The 19,397-nt window shown below is 63.0% G+C and carries 18 protein-coding genes, 1 tRNA gene and 3 pseudogenes; 6 read left to right on the top strand and 16 right to left on the bottom strand.

What is annotated here, in order from left to right:
• Positions 1-59 precede the first annotated feature (59 nt).
• From ACWDUZ_RS09455 to ACWDUZ_RS09435, 5 genes are all read right to left on the bottom strand, one after another.
• Positions 60-1,439, bottom strand: a complete 1,380-nt coding sequence (locus ACWDUZ_RS09455; protein ID WP_451631222.1) for an FtsK/SpoIIIE domain-containing protein — start codon at positions 1,437-1,439, stop codon at positions 60-62.
• 5 nt (positions 1,440-1,444) lie between these two features.
• A complete protein-coding gene (locus ACWDUZ_RS09450; protein WP_451631221.1) occupies positions 1,445-1,795 on the bottom strand; it encodes an SCO3933 family regulatory protein in 351 nt (116 codons plus the stop codon).
• 125 nt (positions 1,796-1,920) lie between these two features.
• On the bottom strand, positions 1,921-2,649 hold the full coding sequence (locus tag ACWDUZ_RS09445) for a GntR family transcriptional regulator (protein WP_451631220.1): 729 nt from the start codon (positions 2,647-2,649) through the stop codon (positions 1,921-1,923).
• 86 nt (positions 2,650-2,735) lie between these two features.
• Positions 2,736-3,173 carry an ATP-binding protein gene (locus ACWDUZ_RS09440; RefSeq protein ID WP_451631219.1) on the bottom strand — a complete coding sequence of 146 codons (438 nt, stop codon included), beginning with the start codon at positions 3,171-3,173 and terminating at the stop codon, positions 2,736-2,738.
• A gap of 276 nt (positions 3,174-3,449) precedes the next feature.
• Positions 3,450-4,190, bottom strand: coding sequence for a GntR family transcriptional regulator (locus tag ACWDUZ_RS09435; RefSeq protein ID WP_451631218.1), 741 nt, complete (start codon positions 4,188-4,190; stop codon positions 3,450-3,452).
• 80 nt (positions 4,191-4,270) lie between these two features.
• On the opposite strand from ACWDUZ_RS09435, the gene ACWDUZ_RS09430 reads away from it, so the two are divergent.
• Positions 4,271-5,365 (top strand): DUF1152 domain-containing protein, encoded by a 1,095-nt coding sequence (locus tag ACWDUZ_RS09430; protein WP_451631217.1) that lies wholly within the window; start codon positions 4,271-4,273, stop codon positions 5,363-5,365.
• Positions 5,366-5,812: 447 nt separating this feature from the next.
• Complete coding sequence (locus ACWDUZ_RS09425; RefSeq protein ID WP_451631216.1) at positions 5,813-6,259, top strand: hypothetical protein; 447 nt, start codon at positions 5,813-5,815, stop codon at positions 6,257-6,259.
• Here the strand turns inward: ACWDUZ_RS09425 and ACWDUZ_RS09420 are convergent.
• Positions 6,249-6,683 carry an HIT family protein gene (locus ACWDUZ_RS09420; RefSeq protein ID WP_451631215.1) on the bottom strand — a complete coding sequence of 145 codons (435 nt, stop codon included), beginning with the start codon at positions 6,681-6,683 and terminating at the stop codon, positions 6,249-6,251. The two genes, ACWDUZ_RS09425 and ACWDUZ_RS09420, sit on opposite strands and share 11 nt — an antisense overlap.
• Entirely contained in the window at positions 6,670-7,110 is a 441-nt protein-coding gene (locus ACWDUZ_RS09415; protein WP_451631214.1) for a TIR domain-containing protein, read from the bottom strand. The genes ACWDUZ_RS09420 and ACWDUZ_RS09415 overlap by 14 nt, the downstream gene beginning before the upstream one ends.
• A gap of 535 nt (positions 7,111-7,645) precedes the next feature.
• Between ACWDUZ_RS09415 and ACWDUZ_RS09410 the strand changes: the two genes are divergently transcribed.
• Positions 7,646-10,615, top strand: a complete 2,970-nt coding sequence (locus ACWDUZ_RS09410) for a TIR domain-containing protein (protein WP_451631213.1) — start codon at positions 7,646-7,648, stop codon at positions 10,613-10,615.
• Between the two features lie 758 nt (positions 10,616-11,373).
• Here the strand turns inward: ACWDUZ_RS09410 and ACWDUZ_RS09405 are convergent.
• A pseudogene (locus ACWDUZ_RS09405) lies at positions 11,374-11,943 on the bottom strand (helix-turn-helix domain-containing protein); the annotation flags it as partial.
• 308 nt (positions 11,944-12,251) lie between these two features.
• Between ACWDUZ_RS09405 and ACWDUZ_RS09400 the strand changes: the two are divergent.
• Positions 12,252-12,974, top strand: coding sequence for an SMI1/KNR4 family protein (locus ACWDUZ_RS09400; protein ID WP_451631212.1), 723 nt, complete (start codon positions 12,252-12,254; stop codon positions 12,972-12,974).
• A 429-nt stretch (positions 12,975-13,403) separates the two neighbouring features.
• Here the strand turns inward: ACWDUZ_RS09400 and ACWDUZ_RS09395 are convergent, their stop codons facing one another.
• Together ACWDUZ_RS09395 and ACWDUZ_RS09390 are read right to left on the bottom strand one after the other, a co-directional pair.
• On the bottom strand, positions 13,404-13,937 hold the full coding sequence (locus ACWDUZ_RS09395; protein ID WP_451631211.1) for a hypothetical protein: 534 nt from the start codon (positions 13,935-13,937) through the stop codon (positions 13,404-13,406).
• Between the two features lie 8 nt (positions 13,938-13,945).
• Complete coding sequence (locus ACWDUZ_RS09390; protein ID WP_451631210.1) at positions 13,946-14,749, bottom strand: Hachiman antiphage defense system protein HamA; 804 nt, start codon at positions 14,747-14,749, stop codon at positions 13,946-13,948.
• A 525-nt stretch (positions 14,750-15,274) separates the two neighbouring features.
• Here ACWDUZ_RS09390 and ACWDUZ_RS09385 point away from each other — a divergent pair.
• A complete protein-coding gene (locus ACWDUZ_RS09385; RefSeq protein ID WP_451631209.1) occupies positions 15,275-15,601 on the top strand; it encodes a hypothetical protein in 327 nt (108 codons plus the stop codon).
• 160 nt (positions 15,602-15,761) lie between these two features.
• Here ACWDUZ_RS09385 and ACWDUZ_RS09380 read toward each other — a convergent pair whose 3' ends face one another.
• From ACWDUZ_RS09380 to ACWDUZ_RS09365, 4 genes and pseudogenes are all read right to left on the bottom strand, one after another.
• On the bottom strand, positions 15,762-16,067 hold the full coding sequence (locus ACWDUZ_RS09380; RefSeq protein ID WP_451631208.1) for a hypothetical protein: 306 nt from the start codon (positions 16,065-16,067) through the stop codon (positions 15,762-15,764).
• Positions 16,064-16,794, bottom strand: a pseudogene (locus tag ACWDUZ_RS09375) (GntR family transcriptional regulator). The gene ACWDUZ_RS09380 and the pseudogene ACWDUZ_RS09375 overlap by 4 nt, the downstream one beginning before the upstream one ends.
• Entirely contained in the window at positions 16,763-17,059 is a 297-nt protein-coding gene (locus tag ACWDUZ_RS09370; RefSeq protein ID WP_451631207.1) for a hypothetical protein, read from the bottom strand. The pseudogene ACWDUZ_RS09375 and the gene ACWDUZ_RS09370 overlap by 32 nt, the downstream one beginning before the upstream one ends.
• A 481-nt stretch (positions 17,060-17,540) precedes the next feature.
• A pseudogene (locus tag ACWDUZ_RS09365) lies at positions 17,541-17,818 on the bottom strand (hypothetical protein).
• A gap of 80 nt (positions 17,819-17,898) precedes the next feature.
• Between ACWDUZ_RS09365 and ACWDUZ_RS09360 the strand changes: the two are divergent.
• On the top strand, positions 17,899-18,654 hold the full coding sequence (locus ACWDUZ_RS09360) for a GntR family transcriptional regulator (protein ID WP_451631206.1): 756 nt from the start codon (positions 17,899-17,901) through the stop codon (positions 18,652-18,654).
• A 132-nt stretch (positions 18,655-18,786) separates the two neighbouring features.
• On the opposite strand, the gene ACWDUZ_RS09355 is transcribed toward ACWDUZ_RS09360, so the two are convergent.
• Positions 18,787-18,874 (bottom strand) — tRNA-OTHER (locus tag ACWDUZ_RS09355).
• 13 nt (positions 18,875-18,887) lie between these two features.
• Entirely contained in the window at positions 18,888-19,259 is a 372-nt protein-coding gene (locus ACWDUZ_RS09350; protein ID WP_451631205.1) for a hypothetical protein, read from the bottom strand.
• Positions 19,260-19,397: the final 138 nt, after the last annotated feature.

Genomic DNA, 19,397 nt, shown 5'->3' with positions numbered 1-19,397 from the left:
ATGGCGGGGTAGGGACTTGGCGCGGGACGGCCGCGCGGCCGTTGGATCGGGTGTGGTGGCTACTCGGCGACCGGGTGCGGAGCGGTCACCGGCCCGGGGCCCTCTACGGGCATGGGTACGGGCGGGACGTAGGGCCGGAACGGCGTGAGCGCCGGTACCTCCGGGGCGAGGTGCGCCGACTCCCGGCAGGTCGCCGCAGCGTCGGCCAGGGGCAGGTACGGGGTGCGGATGCGGGACCAGCCGCCGGAGGTGTCGCCCGCGACAGCCAGGCCGGGCCGCTCGGCGGCGATGGCACAGGCGGCGAGCGCTGCGTCAGGGGCGATGTCGCCAAGCGCCATCTTGGCCGAGGGCTCGTCGTTGACGCGGTGGCAGACACGGCCGGTGAGCTGGGCCCGGAGCATGGTGGCGCCCTTGCCCAATTCGGCGCCGAAGCGCTGCCCGCACACCTCCAGGTAGATGCCGGCGGCGCGGCCGAGCTGGGCGAGCCGGATGAGCTGGGTGACCATCTCGTCCCGCCGTTCTTCCTCCTTCCGCGTGGCGACGAGGAAGAGTTCGGCCACCTCGTCGATGAACAGGACGATGGGCGCGGGCCGTTCACTCTCGGGCAGGCCCCAGATGTCGGAGGTGACCTCCTCGTCCGGGGTACCGGGGGCGATGCCCTGCCGGGCCTTGACCAGGTCGTAACGGTCCTCCATCTCCTTCACGAGCACGGGCAGCAGCTCGGCCGCCTGCTCTGGGTCGGTCGCCAGCGCGGAGAGCCGGGCGGCGAACGGCGCCAACTCGACCCCGCGCTTGCAGTCGATGCCGACGAGGACAACGGGCTGAGCCGCCAGCCCGGTGAGCAGGCTCCGCAGGTACATGGACTTGCCGGACAGCGTGGCGCCCAGGACGAGTTCATGCGGTACGGCCCGGTAGTCGCGGACGAACGCGGTCGCGTCCTCACGCAGAGCCACCGGCACCCGCAGTAGCCCGCCGCCAATCCGACGCGGCATCCGTACCTTGCTCAGGACGTCGAAGCCGACGAGCCGGAGTTCGACGACGCCGGGCTTGACGTCCTTCACGTACACGGCGTGCACACCCCAGGCGTGCCGGAGCCGTTCGGTCGAGGCCACCACGTCCGCCGGTTCCTGCCCCGGAGCCAGCCGCAGCCGGACCCGGACACCGGTCGAGGTGGGCCGGATCAGGCCCCGGCGGGGCGGGACGGGCCGGACCTCACGGCGAGTGGTCGCCTTGACGGCCAGTGCACGCCACCGGGACGGTTGGACGGTCAGGCCGCAGGCGTCCATGGTCGAGGAGTACGAGGCCACCAGCCGGGCCACCGAGACCGGCAGTCCGACCGTGGCCCAGTACGCCGCCGGGTGAGCGTGCCGGACGTAGGCCGCGCCGCCTATCGCAGCGAGCGACCCGCCCAGCTCCGCCACCGTCACCAGGTCCGTCACGTCGATCAGCCCGCCTCGGCCATCGGGAAGGCGCCCGGCGCAACGGCGGTGGCCCGGTAGGCGATGCCGTGCCGCTGCTGCCCGTTGAACACGCTCTCCCAGGGCCGAGCCACCAGCCCCGGAAGCGAAACGGGGGCGCCGACGGTCAGGCCCTCCGTCACGCCGCTCTCGGGGACGGTGACCTGGAGGAGCGACGACTCGCCCTCGTCGATGTAGACGACGCCGACGGTCATCAGCGCCTCACCGGTCACGGCGTCCTTGGCGACCTCACCGGTCTGCCGGTCGCGCACCTTCGGCGCGGGAGCCTCGGTCAGCAGGATCGTGGCGGACGAGGCGTCAATGCGGATCACACGCACAGGGATTTCTCTCCTTCTGAGTCGACCAACCCATCACCTGACAGGTTGACTTAGCAAGTTCGAAGCCAGAAATGCCAGGTTGACTTGTCAAGTGCGAACTGGACAGAACTGGCCCCGAAGTGGGCTCAGTTCAAGCGGTAGGTGTCTTCGAGTTCCTGCCGGCCGGCAGGCAGCAGCACGTCAGAGACCTGCAATGCCTGCCCCGCGGCATCGCAGGCGATGACCAGGACACTGAGGACGGGCACCCCTTCGGGCAGCCCCAGCAAGCCAGCTTCGCTCGCGTCGGGCAGTCGAGCCGAGACCCGTTCCGTCGCATGGTCGAACCGGACCTTCTTCCGCGCTTCCATGTGGTCACGGAAGCTGCCGCTCAGTGCGTCACCGCTCGCCAGATCGGTCCCGTCGACCAGGCCGGCGGGGAAGTAGGACGCGACCAGCTCGACGGCTTCGCCCTCTTCTTCGACCAGGAACCGACGCATGAGGGCCTTGGCGCGCTTCGGCAGTCCGAGCGCGGAGGCGACACGAGAAGGCACGGGAACTTCGCCGACCTCGACGAGGCGTCCCGGAGTACGGGACTCGTCGCGCTCCAGCGCCTCGCGCCCGCGCCGGTCCTTCTGCTCGACGACGGCCGGGCGCCCGCGCACGATGGTGCCGTACCCCTGACGGGACTCCAGCCAGCCGTCCCGCTTCAGCAACTCCAGGGCTCGCACGACGGTCGGCCGGGACATCCCGAACGCCTGCACCAGCTGATTCTCACTGGGAACGCGCGTGCCGGGCGGATACGTGCCGTCCTCGATGCGGCGCTGAATCGTCTGGGCGAGGCGTACGTACTTCGGTGCCTGCACTTCATACGCCATGCGCGCCGCCTGTCGGGATTGGCCAAGTCAACTGGTCAACCAGACTAACGACACTCCGAGCGTCAGAACAGACGGGGTTCCGCATCTCATGACGGCCAGGCGTCGGCCACCAAGAACGTCACGACCGTCCCGCCGAAGCGGCTCGGACCCGAGTGCCACGAGTCGGCAATGGAGTCGACCAGGAGCAGCCCGCGCCCGTGAGCGTCGTTGGCGTCGGGCCGGCGCATCCGCACGTTGGCCGGGAATCCCGGATTGTGCACCTCGACGCGGAGCGAGGTCCCCTCACGGAACCACTCCACCCGGACATGCCACGGGTCATCCGCCCTGCCGTAGGCGATGGCGTTGGTGACCAGTTCCGAGATCATCAGCGCGCAGTCGTCGACGGAGCAGGCCGGGTTGTACGGGGCGATGAACTTCCGGAACCAGCGCCGGGCCCGGGGGACGGACTCCGCGGTCGGATGCAAGGTCATCGCCCCGAGCCGCGGCGAGTCCGGACTGGGGTAGCGGTCGATCGAGTAGGTCATCCGTGCTCACTCCTTGCCGGTGCCGTCGCAGTCGAGGCACCGTCGCTTCGATGTGGCACGGGTACGGTCGTTGCCGGCGGAGAGCGCCAGTGCAGTACGCGAACTGACGCGCTTCCAACCACGCCCCCGGCACCCCCGGCAGGCTAAGCGCGTCCCCTGTTCCGGCTGCCGATCCGTCACACCGTGCCCCCTTCCAGTAAGTGGCCTTAGCCACTTACTGGATAGTGGCATTGGCCACTTGCGGCCCGCAAGCACTTCAGCGGAACTGACGGTCGATCAGGTCAGCGGGTAGCCCTGTTCGAACGCCCAGCGGTGGGGCGGGTAGGTGGCTTCGGCGAACTCCAACGGCCGGTCCTGGAGGTCGAAGACCACGTGATGAACGATCAACACAGCAGAGCCAGGCGTAAGTCGGAGGTCCGACGCTTCCTCGTCGGTCGCCGCCCGAGCGCACATGCGGTCTTCGGCATAGCTCCCTTTACGGCCCGTCATGTTCTCGACATACATCAGGGTGCCTTCCTGAATCCTCTCGGCATCCAGGAGCTTGGGCCCCCTGTGACCGACGTCCGGAGCGAACCACGAGGTAGACAGCGTGATGGGCCCGTCCTGGTTGTTGGTCACGCGCCGGCGATGGACAGCACGCCGCTCCTTCACCAGCCCCAAGGCCTCAGCGACGTAATCGGGTGCCTCCAGCCACCCTGCCGACGTGATGACCGCGTACTCGCCGGGGGTGTAGATCTTTCCCGTCTGCCGAGCGCGCCCGTACAACTCGCGTGCCCGACGGTTGACTTCCAGGCTCCTCACGTACGTGCCGGACCCCTGCCGCTTCTCGACGAGACCCTGATTGCTCAGCGCCTCCAGCGAGCGGGCCGCCGTGGGCCGGGACACCTTCCAGTCCGTCGCGAGCTGCCGTTCCGAGGGAACCTCGTCGCCCGGCCGCAGGTCTCCCCGAAGGATCTGGTCCCGGATGAAGTGGGCGATCTGGAGATACTTCGGCTGAGCCTCCTCAATCTGAGGCATGCTCCCTCCCTATCCAAGTGGCTATGGCCTCTGGCCACTATAGAGTGAGTGGCTAATCCTCGAACCCGTACGCTGTCCGCATGACGCGGTTGATCGTCGCAGCAGGAGGAGGGGGCGACGCAGTCGCCGCCGCAATGCTTGACGCCGCCCTGTACGGCGACGGGGACCAGGCGGTAATCCTCACGTACGCGTGGGACCGCTTGCTCATCGATCCGGTGCCAGGTCCGCGAGGTGCGGACAACTTCACCGGCCTCGAACCCCTCACCCAGGCAGTATGGGCAGTGCCGGTGCAGGCCCGCCCCATCGCCCCCGCAGGGTCCACGCTCCCCCGCCTCGCGGCAGAGCTCCCGAACACCTTCGCGCTACTCGACCCACACCGAGGCGTCGAGGGCGTCACGCTCCAACTGGAAGAGCTGGTCAGCCACCTGGAACCAGCGTCGATCGATCTCCTGGATGTCGGAGGCGACATCCTCGCCCGAGGCGACGAGCCGACGCTGAAAAGCCCACTGGCCGACGCCCTCACCCTGGCAGCCGCATGCCAGGTGAACGCGCCCATCCGACTGCTGATCGCAGGACCGGGCCTGGACGGCGAACTCCCGGCGGACGACCTACGCCCGCTGCTCGGCCCGGCCGTCCACACGCTCACCGCGGAGGACGTGGAGCCGATCAGTACGGTCCTGGAATGGCACCCCTCCGAGGCCACCGCGATGCTCGCAGCAACCGCCCGAGGAGTCCGCGGCACCTGCGAGGTCCGGGACGCCGGCCTCCCCGTCCCGCTCACCGACGAGGGACCCAGAATCCATTCAGTCGACCTGGACGACGCCCTGAGCCGCAACAACCTGGCCCGCGCCATCACGACGACCACCAGCCTGGACGAGGTCGAGGCCCACAGCCGCGAAGTCTGCGGATTCTCCGAGATCGACTACGAGCGCAACAAGGCCGCATGGCTCAAGAATCAACCGCCGGGAAAGCTCGACCCCGAGTCCGTCCTGTCGCAGCTCAACCAGTTCGAGGCCGAGGCCCGAAGCCGCAGAGTCACCCACACGACGTTCCGCCACATCACAGAGGCCCTGAACCTCGACGGCTCTCAGCGCGGCCCCCTGCGCCAGCTGCTCATCAACAGCCGACCGGAGCAGTACCAGGCCCCACTCTGGCACATCCCAGACGCCACCTGAGTTACAACCTTCTTCACGGGTTCAAGGCGGCTCGCGTCGCTCGCCGCGCGCGGCACGGCCCCCGGCCGGGCCTGCGCTCCGTCTCCGCCCCGCTCCAGCCCGGCCGGCGCCCGTGCCGCGCTCACAGCAGTCAGTCGCCCGACGTCAGGGGGTACGTCGTGGCTGGGGCCGGTCGGCTCCACGGCTTTAGCCACCTCCCCGGTCCGGGTCCCGCGTCGAGCAAGACCAGGGGGCCACTCGTGCACATTGCGGGCAGGTCCAAAGCCTGCCCGAGTTGCCAACCAGCGTACGGCCCCCTGATCATGCTCGACCCCAGACCGGGCAGGCCACCGGCCAAACCCGCTCCGCCGACCTTCTCCTCTGCTGCTCTCAACGCGGCCGATCTTGTGCTTGTAGCGTTCCATGCGCTACCTATTGGGCATTACTGCCGTACAGGGAGGGGGCCCTATGACATCGCACGGAGCCGACGTACCTTCGATTTCGCAAGAAGAAATCAAGCACCTTGAATTCATCCAGGCCATAGTAAGCCGCCTGGGCAACGGATCCTTCCTAATTAAAGGATGGACGATGACGGTCGCAGGAGTGTTCTTCGGCTTCTTGGTAAGTAATCTCGACTGGAAGATCGCAGCCGCTGGTTTTATTCCCATCGTCGGCTTCTGGCTTCTCGACAGTTACTTTCTTAGACAAGAGCGCTTGTTTCGGAAGCTCTACGATGACGTGCGAAAGCCCACTGTCACAGTCGAACTATTCTCGATGAACGTGCAGACCTACCATGCTGCGGTGCCCTGGGGAAGGGTCGTGAGGTCGCATACGATGTTGAACTTCTATGGCACGCTTGGCCTGCTAGACATTGTCTTCCTCGTCGGCGCGATCATCAGCGCTACTAGGGGTTAAGCGCGGCCCGCACCAACTCCGCAATCTCCTCTTTCCTTTCGCTCACCTGTAGATCGCTTGAGGGCCAGATATCACCAAATCGGTCACCATCCCATCGGGGCACTAGATGGACATGAGCATGGAACACTGATTGAGACGCCGCCTCGCCGGCCGAGTGGATGATATTCATTCCATCTGGACGAAGAGCCGCCTTCAATCCGCGGCCGACATAAGCCGTTGCATGCATCAAACGCGAAAGTGCCGACTCAGGCATACCAAAGAGATCTTCATAGTGAACCTTCGGGATCAGCAGTGTGTGGCCAGCCGCGGCAGGGCGAAGAGGAAAGAACGCCAAGCTTGAATCGTCTTGCCAGACGACAACTGCTGGAGCCCTTTCTGCCACAATAACACAAAAGTCACATTGTGTTTGCTCATCTTTCGCCATAGGCAGATTCCACCCATTTACTTAGGTTGTTGTATCCATCATCATTCACCCAGTCATAGGTCGCACACTGCGGCGGAAGCGGGTTGAGACCGCGAACGACTCTGTCTCCGTACTGATCCCGGATGTTATGGATGTAGATACCGAACAAGCCGTTGCCCCGAGCCACACTTTGGGAGATTTCGTATTTTACCCAGCGCCGCTTGTACGTCTCGGCTCCGATTAGCACTGCTGTGACAGTCGTTCCGTAGAGAGCCCCATTAATCAACTTGCGCAGAGCATCATCGCCCTTGAGTTTAGACTCCTCCCATAGAGACGCGTCAATGAACTGTGAGGCGATGTCCGTTTTAAGGGCGGCGCTTTTTCGAACTACTGCCGAACGCCAAACATCACGCTCGTAATGAAAACTGAAGAATGTGCGGCGAGCCACGAGATCCCCATTCGCTACTTGCCCAGCACCAGCTGATCGAGTCGTGCGAGACTGCTGTAGCGTACTCCGGTCCAGTGCCAGAGGGATAGGAACCACTCAGTCGGCTGACGCCCCCTCATGACGGAACAGGGGCGCTCGCTAAGGCGACGTTGTCTAGGCCGTCGGCCACGGTCCTTGTGACCAACGATCTTGTCAGGCAAGCCGTTTGGTCAGCGCCAGGCAGTCAGAGGTACTGGTCCTACTGACCCCAGGTTCCGACCGGCGAGCTGCCCCCACGCCCAACCTGCCGCTGAATTGGGCGTTTGAGCCCCGCACGCAAGGTCCTCTTCCTACGCTAGTGCTCTAGGCCGATGTTGTGCCGACCCGGCCCGACGGTGCTTACAACGAGCCAGGTGGGAGCGGCGGTAGGGGCCGTACAGCAACACAGAGGTAGTCAAGCGACCATGACGGGGAGCTGCCAGTGAAGATGCCAGAGCCCAAGCACCGGGTCTCCTTCAGCAAGAAGATCTTGGCGTGCGCCTGGTCTCCAGACGGATTGAAGCTGGCCACCACTCTCTCAGACGGCGAGCTTTGCATAGTCAATATCGAGACTCAGGCCCGGAAAACCTACAGGGTCAAGGGAACCAGGGGCGTATGGAGTCCCGACAGCACCCTATTCGCATCCATCGATAAAGGCGACCTGCATATTTGGGACCTATGTCGCGAAGTAGAACAAGGAGCACTCTCTTTCCCGGAGGCGATTTTCGATATCGCATGGTCTCCGGACGTCACGATGCTTGCCCTTGGCTTTTCGACGGGAGCCGTTGAGGTCTTAGACCTGGAGACCATGAATCAAGTGGCATGGTCGGATTCCCATTCGCAACACGTTTTTGTGGAGTGGGGTGATAGTAACCGTATTGTCAGCGTGTCGGACGATGCATTGGCCATCTGGAACCAGGTCGAGCGAGGACCTGAATTCGAGCCGGACCTGAGCGACGACATATTGGATCAACACGCGGATTTCACGAACGCAGGCCCTGAATCGTTTGACTTCGACCGCGACGCATCGATGTTCCCCGAAGCGTCGATCCAAATTCAACTACCTAGACCACACAACGAATTCTCCGTACTCGATGTAGCGCGCTTGCATGACGGAAGGATAGTAACCAGCGGCCTGGATGGAACGCTGCGGATCTGGAGTAGCACGGGCGGCATTGAAAATATCTACGAAAACCCGACTGGTGATGTGTTCTCTGCGGTATCTACCACAGTCACTGGCGATTATGTCGTAGCATCGGATGAAGACAGTACGATACATGTCATCGATGTGCGCACCTTTTCAATGCTAGGTACCTATAATCCTGACTCTGACTCTAAAGAGTGGCATCGAACTGAATTTGCCGGACTTCGTCCACATAGTTTTGATGCAACTTTCGTTTGCCACTCCGTTAGAGAAGTACGCACATACGGCCTTTCCAGTTCTCTTCTGTTCCCGGAGCCCGGATCTATATCGCACTATCGCAACGCAAAGGTCGTCCTTGTTGGGGATAGTGGCGTCGGGAAATCTGGGCTATCTCTTGCTGTGTCAGGAAAGGAGTTCCATCCCACCGAATCCACGCATGCGCGAAATGTATGGGCTCTGGACTCTGAAGAACTTGTGGGTAGGGTAGAGCACGGAGAAAAAAGGGAGCTACTGCTATGGGATTTGGCCGGCCAGCCAGGCTATCGCCTCTTCCATAAACTCTCGCTCAGGGACGTATCGGTAGGACTAATCGTTTTCGATGCGAGGAGTGAGAGCGAGCCGTTTCGGGGAGTCTCATACTGGTCAAAGGCCCTTGATGAAGCTGCTGTACCGGGTGCTCCCTTGATCAAAATTCTCGTATCCGCCCGAAGTGATCGAGGGGGCATTTCAGTCAGTAAGGAAAGAATATCTGAAGTTCTTGCAAGATATGGAATGGATGCGTTTCACGAGACAAGCGCTAAGAGTGGAGCTGGCGTAGGTGATCTAATCACGACCATTCGTAGGTCCATCCCTTGGCAATCCCTTCCGGTCATTGCTGCACCTCATGTATTCACAGAGATCAGAAAGTACCTAATCTCTGAAAAGCAGCGTGGAGTGATGCTAGTCACTCAACCAGAACTGGAGCAGGGATTCATCGATGCATACCCTGAAAGCTCCGTATCACGCGAGATGCTGGAGCTTTGTCTCGGTAGACTCGAAGCAACGGGCCTGGTAGCTCGCATTTCTTTCGGCGATCGGTGGCTCCTTCAACCAGAGCTCCTGGACTCATATGTGGCCTGGTTGGCGCACGCTGCAAGAAGCGAACCAGATGGCTTGGGAGCCATCGAGGAAGGTCGTGCGCAGCGAGGCGAGTATGACCATGAGGCGCTGCCCCGCGCCAGCGATGAGCAGGCCATGCTAGTCACAGCGGTCGAGGAAGTTGTCGGACGGGGCTTGGCTCTTCGAGTCCCAACCGAGCAGGGGCAAATGATCGTTTTCCCATCCGAACTTCGGACCGATCTTCCTGACTACCCGGATGGATATACCATCGAGGTAGTATTTAAATTCGAAGGTCATGTCTCCGCGATCTACTCAACGGTGACAGTCCTTCTTGTTAATTCATTGGGATTTGGATCCAACTACAAACTCTTTAAGAACGCGGCAATATTTGATTTTGACACAGATAGCTTTTGCGGTCTCGCCGCTCACTATGAAGCCAACAAGGATGACGTCGCCGGGAGAATTGTAGTCTTTTTCGGTTCCGGAGTGTCGCCGGAGCAGAAGCTGTCATTTCTTCGGTATGTCGACTTCCAGCTACGTAAGTTGGCTCTTTCCGGGAGTGTGGTGCGCGAGCGCATCTATACCTGCTATTCATGCAATTATCAACTGCCTCCGGAAGTGGTCGAGCGCAGACAGGAAATGGGTCACGAAACTTTGATCTGTCCTGTTTGTGGCGTAACAATGATGATGGATAGTCTCCTGCGAGATTCGGCAATCAAAGATGGAAAGACCTCACGTTTGGTTCGACAGGCAGTGCAAGAGCAAGCACGGCAACAGCGACTCACCAGCTACAGCTTGCGCAAGGAAATAGATCAATACCACGTATTCATGTGCTATAACAGCGTAGACCGCGGAATCGTTCAGGCGTTGAATCAGAATCTCAGAAGCCAGGGAGTGATCACATGGATTGATGAAGCTGAGGTGGCCGCTGGGGACCAGCACACCCGAGAAATCGAGTCGATCATCGATTCGGTGCCTTGCGCGATTGTGGCTATCGGGCCTAACTCGATGGGGCCGTGGCAAGAGCAAGAATACTACGCTCTGCTTCAGCAAGCTGTCACGCGAAGGAAAAAGGGTGCACATCTGCGAGTGATTCCGGTTCTGCTTCCGGGAGCCGGATCGATCGAGATTCCCGCCTTTCTCGGAGTTAATTCGATCATTGATATGCGAGGGCATGACCCAGGCGGGGAAAATTTGCGAAAGTTGGTTGAAGCAATTCTTTTGCCAGTCCGCGTCCAGGGATAGGCCAGATGAGCCCAGATCAACGCCGGCCTCGCAGCACCGGCCGGTGGCGGTCCGCACCAACGTCTATTGGGACCGCAACGGCGGCTTTTACGTCGTCTCCTGGTGCCTGACGAAGGCACCGGAGACCGCCGACGCCCAGAACCCCGGGCGTACGCAGTGCACCAGACTCCGATACGCCCGTTGAGCTAAGTGCAGCGAGCTGGCAGCAAGGGAGTTGCGGTACAGCAGCGAAGTACAGCAACTCCAGCAACCAGCAGGCCCCCACACCGACCCTCATGAGCTTCCCGGCAGCCTGTATGACCTTCAATGACCGATCTCTGTAGAGCTACGGATCAGAAGGTTGTGAGGGGGGTGGGTGCGGAGCCATTCGGCGTCCCGGGACCCAGTGGTCCGGGGACCCCTATCCGGCCCCCCCTTGGCCGCCGTGTTCTTCAGCGAGAACATCGAACCGGCTCATCTCTGGCACCGAAGCTAACAGCCCTCACTGACAACGCCCTTGTCCCTGCGGCCGGCACCTCGGCAGACGTGCCAGAACCGTGCCAGGTCGTGCGGGAAACCACGGGGAACACCGGGGAACGCAAGCCGCGGACGTCAGGCGTCGATACCGTTGCGCCGCAGGTCAGCAGGTTTCCCGCCCCTGAAGCACCCAAGCTTCCCAAGCTGAGAGCGCGAGTTCGATTCTCGTCACCCGCTCCATGAAGAAGGCCCAGGTCAGGGACCCGGGCCTTTTTGCTGTCCTCGGTGATCACTCACCGCGTGGCCGCGCAGACTGCCCACCCGGTCGCCCGCTCGACGACCGACGCGATCACGCAGTACCGGGAATGGTCGTCCACCCCGGTCACGACCTTGGCCTCGGTCAGCTCACCCGTGACCGGATCGACCAGCATCACACCGCCGACGATGTCCATCTGCCACAACTGCATCGGACGCGCCCGCTGCCAGCGCTTGTAATCCGACCGCTTCCTCCGCCGCACCCCCGGCTCCACCAGCCCGTGACGGACCAGGATCCGATACACGGTCATCCGCGACGGCACCCGGCTCACCGCCCCGGACCGCTCCAGCACATGCGCGATCCGCCGCGGCCCCCAGCGAGGGTGCTTGCGCCGCAGCTCACACACCGCCGCCTCCACCTCAGCAGAAGCCTGATGCGGACACGACGCCGGCCTGCGCGAACGATCAGCCAGACCCGCCAGACCGGCCGCCTCATACCTCGACTTCCACCCACTGACCGTCTGCCGCGACACCCCCAACGACGCGGCGACCTCGGTCACCGTCGCACCCGCCAGCACCGCAAGCACAGCCCGGTATCTCTGCTCGACAACCGACAACTCCACCAGCGGCAATCCCGGCCTCCCCACACGCACCGCAACGACGCGCACAGAAAAGCCGAACACGGCCACTGTCAACCATCAGCTGGGACCGAACTGTCAAGCATCTACCGGGATCGGACAAAGCAGCTCATCCCTGTCGAGTCTCAGTTGATGGTTGACGGGTTGGCGTCGGGTGATGCTTGGCGTCTGCCCTAGACATCTCATGTCGTCGGTGGGTCAAGTCGAGGTGCGAACGATCACGAGGCCGGGCCGCTTATGCCTCCCCGCACGGTCGGGTGGTCGAGGGAGGCGGTAGCGTCCTCGGCATGCTGGACGGCCCTGACGTGTCGGTGGTGCTGCGGGGCGGGGTGCAAACTCGCTGCCAGGCATGGGACTTCGTGCGCTGGTTCGCCGATGCATGGATGGGTTGCCGTCTGCGATTGGATGACGGTTGCGCCGAGGACGAGTTGGCGGCTGCGGAGGCTGATCTGGGCTTCGAGCTTCCGGCTGCCTTGCGTGAAGGGTTTGAGCTCTTCGGCCGGCGAGACGACCTGACCCGACAGCAGGACCCTCTGGTCCGGTCGACTGGGCTCTACGTCGATGATGCCTTGAACGGTGTTCTGGTCTTCCGGCGCGAGAACCAGGACTGCGCGAACTGGGGGATTCCGCTGGACGAGATCGAGCAGGAGGATCCGCCGGTAGTGGTGGAATCGCGCGAGGGTTGGATCCCCTTCTTCGATCGAATGTCCTTGGCCTGGGTGGAACTCGTGCTGAGCGAGTCGCTCTTTGGGGCGGACAGCCTCTACGACGCTTGCGAACTCCCGGACGCGCTGGTGCCGAGCCTCCACGCTCGCTATGCGCGGGTGGACCTGCCTGACCATCCGATGTGGGCGAGCACGGACGACTCGCCGGTGCGCTGGTATGCGGCTCCCGGCCGACTGGTGCGCCGGGACGGCATCGAGGACCAGTCCTGGATTCACGCGCGTGGACGTACGCCTGCCGATCTCGAAACCATTCGGGCAGAGCTCCCTGGGCCGTGGGTCTACTGACCCCAAGCCGAGACAAGCGGTGTCAAGCATCAGGTGAAGCCACAACGTCAAGCATCAACCGAGACAAGACACAAAGCAGCTCATCCCAGCGGGATAAAACTTTCCCTACTTCATCAAGGCCCGCGCACGGCGCGGGCTCGCGCCGCCGGGCGCGGCCTGCCTCCTTTCTCCGCCCCGGCTGGCCGCGCCCGGCGGCGCGCTCGGCGGCTGCGGGCACGAAGTGGGGAGAAACCCTCTGTGGCTGGGGCGGTCGGCTCCACGGCTTTAGCCAGCCACTTTGGGGCGAGCCTCTAAGATCAGGGCCCCAACGTCGTCCTTTACCGGGCAGGTCCACAGACTGCCCGACTCGCCATCAGCTTACGGGGCCAAGATCACTCGCCCCAAAGCAGCTCCAGCCCAAAGCCGCTCCACCGACCTCTCTGTATTACATCAGGCAGTGGATCCCCCAACCGCTTCCCAAACAGTCCTCAATGTATCTGCAGAAAAATTTCTATTGGATGGACCCATCCAAGCCGACTCAGGCTGCGCGCTAACCCATTCCCGAGCTTCCCGGAACGACGAGAAACGCGGAGCTCGTTCACCAAATGCCTTTGCGGCCGCCCTTGGCACACCAACCATCCGAAGGGGAAGGGAGTCAATACTATCGACCCCGTAAAATGCCATGGCGGGAACATGAAAGGCCGCTGAAGTGGCCTCCGAATTAGCACCGGATAGCTCCACCAACTGGAGAGCTCCAATACCCCACGGCAGATATCCCGCCACGTCTTTGAACAGGTAACGCCCCGTAAAAGTCAGCGGCTTATCCATGTGAGAGAACCAACTATCGGCAATCTCGGGCAGAGTCTTTCCGGAAACCCAATCACGCAACACGCCAGCGACTCGTCGCGCATTCAACCCGCCAGCTTCATCAGTGGGCGACAAAGACATCTCAGGTACATCTGCCAGAACTTCAATAACCTGCACCAGAGGATTTAGGCTGTCTCCGAATAGATTCTCGGGCGACCAAAATTCAGGCCCTCGACTACTATACTAACCCACCTAATCGGATGCCCGAAATTATCGGGATCCGTCTTGAAGGCCCCAGGGTCATCTTCATGGTGCGTATCCACAGTGCGAACCAGTAGTGGCGCTAGTACAAACTGAAGATGGTCTCTTCTTAGGACGAACGATGTGTGGATTCGTGAACACACGCTTACAAATTCCTCGTCAGCGTAGTCTCGGAGCCAGCACAGTTCTTGTAGCAGGGCGCGGCGAGAGCCAACCAGTTCGAGGAGTTTCGCCTCCATTCCAGAAACGACTCCCGGAGGTGTTTTTTGAGCCTGAGAACCCTTCACTTCGCCAAGCACAAGGGTCACAACCTGTTGATTCTCATTTTCCAGCCCAATTACGTCGGCACCTCGGGTCTGCTGATCAGGAATCTCCTTGTGCTTGATCCTTGAAGCTGGAATCGAGGTCCCGAAAACTTGCTTTAGTGCCTCGGCGGCTAGAATTTCGCCGAATTCGCTTCGCTGTACATCAAAGTGTTTACCGCGGTCGCCCCTCCACGCTGCTGGCAACAGCGCGTCTCTCTCCTCGGTTAGGGCGGCCTGGATTTCGTCCTCGCTGATCGTGAAGGACTCGCCACTGAATAGCGTCAGCTCTTCGGCTGATCGCAGAAGCCGGGTCCGGGCATCTACTTCATCGAAGTAGTGTGCCGTGATTAGAGGAGCAAGTGCACGAGCGAAGGCACTCGGATCGTGTGGCGTTATGTGGACATACCTGTGACCATCAACCACATTGTCCGAAATGACCCTAAATAAGCCAGTCAATGTTCCCCCCCCATCCCCGCCCCCACGGTTACACACGGCCCATCCGGGAGTGGACCCACACCCACCGTGATTAATTTACGGACGCAGAGGGCGGCTGTGAACCATGCGTCGCGATCTGTAACTCATCCGTGCGACGGCGTAGCAGGCACCTCGACTCGCCTTCCAGTACAGCCCGGTCACAGGGGGCAACTCGTGGGGGAACGCTGGCTGCCTGTCAGCTCCTTGGAACCTCTGACGGCGCGGATCGACACTGCGAACGGTTGGTGCAATAGCGCCGGCCGTAGTGGTGAGTGTCTACGTAACTGCGTGACAACCGCGACGCACAACCGCGAACAATCGTGGACGTCAGCGGACCATCAGCGCAGGTGGTAGGCGCAGCAGCCCAAGGACAGCGAGCATGCCGGGTAGCTTGGTGCGAAGAGGTCGTGCCACCAACTCCCGTTGATTCCGGCGAAGCAGGCGATGTCAGAGCTCGATGAGAATGTCTCCGCCATGGAGACACCCAGTGCCCCGGACAGCGGGGGCGACGAGCACGCCGTGATCGCCCACTTCCGACTTGCCGCTGACGGTTTCGGCGACGCCAACCAGCGAGAGCAGGTCTATGCCGCTGGGGAGGTGGTGGCCACAGCGATCGATGAGGCCGGGGTCGGGGAGTTCGACGGTAACGAGTTCGGTGCGGGCGAGGCCGTCCTCTACGCCTACGGACCGGATGGAGACGCTCTCTTCAAGGTCATGGAGCCGACGCTGCGCGGTCTGCCGTTCCGGCCGGCACACGTTGTCGTCAGGCGCGGCGGCAGTGCGTCCCGCATGGACCTATAAGCCCGCGAGACAGCTACGAGGACGGTCCACGGTCCGGCGAAGCCGGGGCCGTCCCGGGCCCGTCCCGGGGCCGTCCGAGGTCACCCGATGCCGGCCAACAACGACAGAGGCCCACGGCATCCGACCAGGTCAGAGCCGTGGGCTTCGTCAGGTCCGCTGGTCAGCGGGACCGGTGATCAGTAGACCGGCTGTTCAGGCGGTGACCCCGGCTGGTCGCCACGCGGAGCGTGTCCCTCAGGGCTCCGGTCAGGTTCTTCGCCAGAAGCCGCATGTCGTCCGGGGCCGTGTCGGCGGCGAGCATGTCGATCGCTTGGTTCAGTAGTTCGGTTGCCGTACCGATTTGTACTGACTCGATGTTGTCGGCCAGGCGGGACATGTAGCCGCCGCTGTCATCGGTGTTGAGAAAGCACGGCTTGCCATCGGGCCCCGTCCAAGGGAGGAGCCGCAGTTCGTTTGACGTCGTCATACTTTCGTCGGCCTCTCGTCGATCACGTAGTGAGTGGTGAACACCGCGTCGGCGCAGTCTCCCGGCAGCACCAGGAGGGCCGCCTCGACCACGCGTCCAGCGGTGTCGGCCGTCTGGCGGGTAATGGCGAGGACTGCCAAGGCAGAGCTGATCCGGAGAGTGGATGCCTCCTCCGGTGTCGGGAGGCGAATGCTGATCTCCTCCCGAACCTCAGCCGGCGGCGGGCGGAGTTCCGTCAGTCGCGTCACTACCGCCTCGTACGCAGTGGATCGCGGAGCACGGTGGCCGGCGCCAGGTCGCAGGGGACGTAGATGCGCGCCAGGCTGTGAGGTCTCTCGTCTTCATGGCCGAGACAGGAAATTTCAGTCAGGGGGCTGCCAGTCGGTATCTTCAGCAGGGCCGCGAGATGCCCGCGGGCCCGCACTCTGGTGGTGTGGACGGTGAGGCTCAGGGGTGCAAGATCCATGCTGTGCGCATCCGGGGTTCGTCTCCCGCCGACGTACGTGATCCTGTGGAGCGGACGGCGGACGAAGTTCCCCTTACCGTGGGTCTTCTCGACGAGGCCTTCCGCCTGGAGTACGGCGAGGGCGTTCCGCAGCGTCGGTGTGCTGACCATGTATTGCGCGGCCAAATGCGCCTCAGAAGGCAGGCGTTCGCCAGGCTTGAGCCGACCCGTGACGATCCGCTCCCGGAGGTCATCGGCGATGGTGTCGCGACGCGAGGGCACGGGCGGGCTCACCGCCTCTCACTCGCACGAGCCGCAGGGCGACGAGCCGGGTCCCCGTGTGGATGGTCAGCAACTCGCCCGAGTCGAAAGCGAGTCGTTTGGCTCCGCCGGGCAGTTGGAAGAGGTCGGTCACCCGGCACTGCTGGCCCCCGACTTGGATGACGTCGCCGAGCTGCACGCTGGTCGAGGTGATCTCGATGAGGGAGAGCACCGCGCCGCTGAGTGCCGACCCCCTCACCGTGCTGCCTCTGTCGGTACTGGGCACTTGGCAGTGGTGTGACACGAGCAGTCGCAGGCTTCATAGATCACCGGCACGTCGACCGGTGCAGTGACTGGGGACGACTCTGCGCAGGCATGGTGTGTGCCGATGCGGCAGGAAGTCGACCGGTAGGAGTCGGGCCCGGGTTGGGTGCTGTGGGGTTGTTGGCAGGAAGGCATCAGCGGTCACCCGCCGGGGCGTACCAAGGACCGGCGAGGGGAGCGCACCTCACGGCCGCCGAGCGGTGCCGTGCTCGCGCCTCACTGGCCAGGACGTACGGGCGGACGAGCGACGTCTCCTCCCCCACGAGAACGCCCGTGTGCTCGCGGTGCCGACGCAGGAACAGCACTGCGCCGTAAGCGACTTCCGGGGACACGGCCACCGGCCGCGGAGGCGTTTCGGAGCGGCGGTGCCGGCCCTTGTGGAGATACCGCTCCCTGAAGCGCGAGGCGGTACGGCGGATACGATTGAGCACGGTGTTCAGCCCCTATCGCTGATGACCCGGTCCCCAGACATAGCCCGTCGCGGGGACCGTTTGTGTACGACCGCCCAGAGGGTGCGGTCGTTCGAACTGGTGGCGAGGAGTCCGAAGCGGTCGGCGTCGGCCACCGCGTCCAGGACCTCCCGCCATGACTCCGCGGAGAGTGGTTGCGGCACCTCCGCCTCGATGGCCGTGCAGTCGTCGCGCTCCTCCACGCGCGTGGCGAGCCCGACGGCCGATAACCGGGCTGCGATGGCCTCCGCGCGCACCTTGGAAGCAGGCACAGGGCAGCCCTCCAGTTAGCGGCGATCACTTTCAGTGAAGCTAGTTAACTAGATTAGGGCTAGTGGACTAGATTTTCCATATGCCTGAGCAGCCGCCCTATCTCCGCATCGCCGACGAGCTACGGCGACGGATCGCGGAGCACGAGTGGGAGCCGGGGGACCGACTTCCCTCCCGCGCCCAGATCGGCCAGGAGTACGGCGTCGGCGACAACGTGGTGCGCCGAGCACAGGAGTTGCTGATCTCCCAAGGTGTGTTGGAAGGCCGCGCCGGTTCCGGCACCTACGTCGCCGAGCCACGGCAGCGCGTACGGGTGGTCCGGTCATCGGCGCGCGAGCAGCCCAGCGGCTCCCCGTTCCGGGCGGACATGAAGGCCGTGGGCAGGCAGGGCGACTGGGAGAGCCGGACCGAGGCCAAGGTCCCGGCACCGGCGGAGATCGCCACGCGCCTCGGTATCGCCGAGGGTGAGCTGTGCGTGCGGACGGCGTACGAGTTCCTCGCCGACGGCCGGCCGGTTCAGCTGTCGACGAGCTGGGAGCCGTACGACCTCACCGCCGGCACGCTCGTCGTCCTCCCCGAGGGAGGGCCGCGCGCCGGGGCAGGAGTCGTGAACCGCATGGCGGAGATCGGCATTACCGTCAGCCACGCCGTGGAGCAGCCGGAGCCGAGGCAGGCGACCGCCGAGGAAGCCTCACTCCTGGGCGTTCAGAAGGGCGCGCTCGTCACGCACATCCGGCGGACGTACTACAGCGACCAGGGGCGGCCCGTGGAGACCGCGGACATCGTCGTGCCCGCTGCACTCTGCGAGATCGTCTACGAGATTCCGATCCCTCGATAGCTGTGCGCGCGCCCCGCCCGTGCTCGATCGAGCGGGAAACCACAGGAAACGCCGGGCAGCCACAGAACCCAGGCATGAGAACGGCCTCCGACCAACTACCCAGGTCAGGGGCCATTCTCACTGCTCATCGCGCGGAGGCGGTGGGATTTGAACCCACGGTGGCATCACTGCCACGACGGTTTTTAAGATCGCTCAGGGTGGGAATCGCCATTGCGCCTCCACCAATGTGTGGTTCAGCTACTCACAAGACGATCACCGTGCAGTCGTGCCGCTCGTCGCCAATCGCAAGCCGTGCACCGTTCCAGCCAGACGTATGGTGACGCGTCCTTGGCCTTGTTCTCGGGCATGTCTGCAAAGTTGCGCCGGTCGCGAACTCGTCCGCACGGCTTGTCAGCTGAGTGATACACGGTGAGATCAGGGCCCGGCGTCTTCCGGACAAGACAGGGCAGATTCACGTCACTGTTGCCCAGCTCAGCGATCTTGCGGCTAACATCTCGCACCTTCAGATCGACCGCCACTCGAAGGCGCTGCACCTCCTTGTAATGATCATCGAGCAACTTCAGCTTCTGTAGGCGCAGCTCATTGATTTTTTCTTGCGTGCTCACGGGTCAGCCTCTCCTGAACAACTACTCAAGTCCGTAGCACTTCTTAGCCTCGATCTTGCATGACGGTCCGCCGACGGAGTCGGTGGACTGTTTCGCTTTCTGTGGCTGATGGTGGGCATGCTGGCGGCCCGGGTGTCG

This window comes from Streptomyces sp. NPDC003393, from assembly GCF_053589015.1.
Note: the sequence above shows the minus strand (reverse complement) of the source record. Positions and strands in the feature narration are given on the sequence as shown.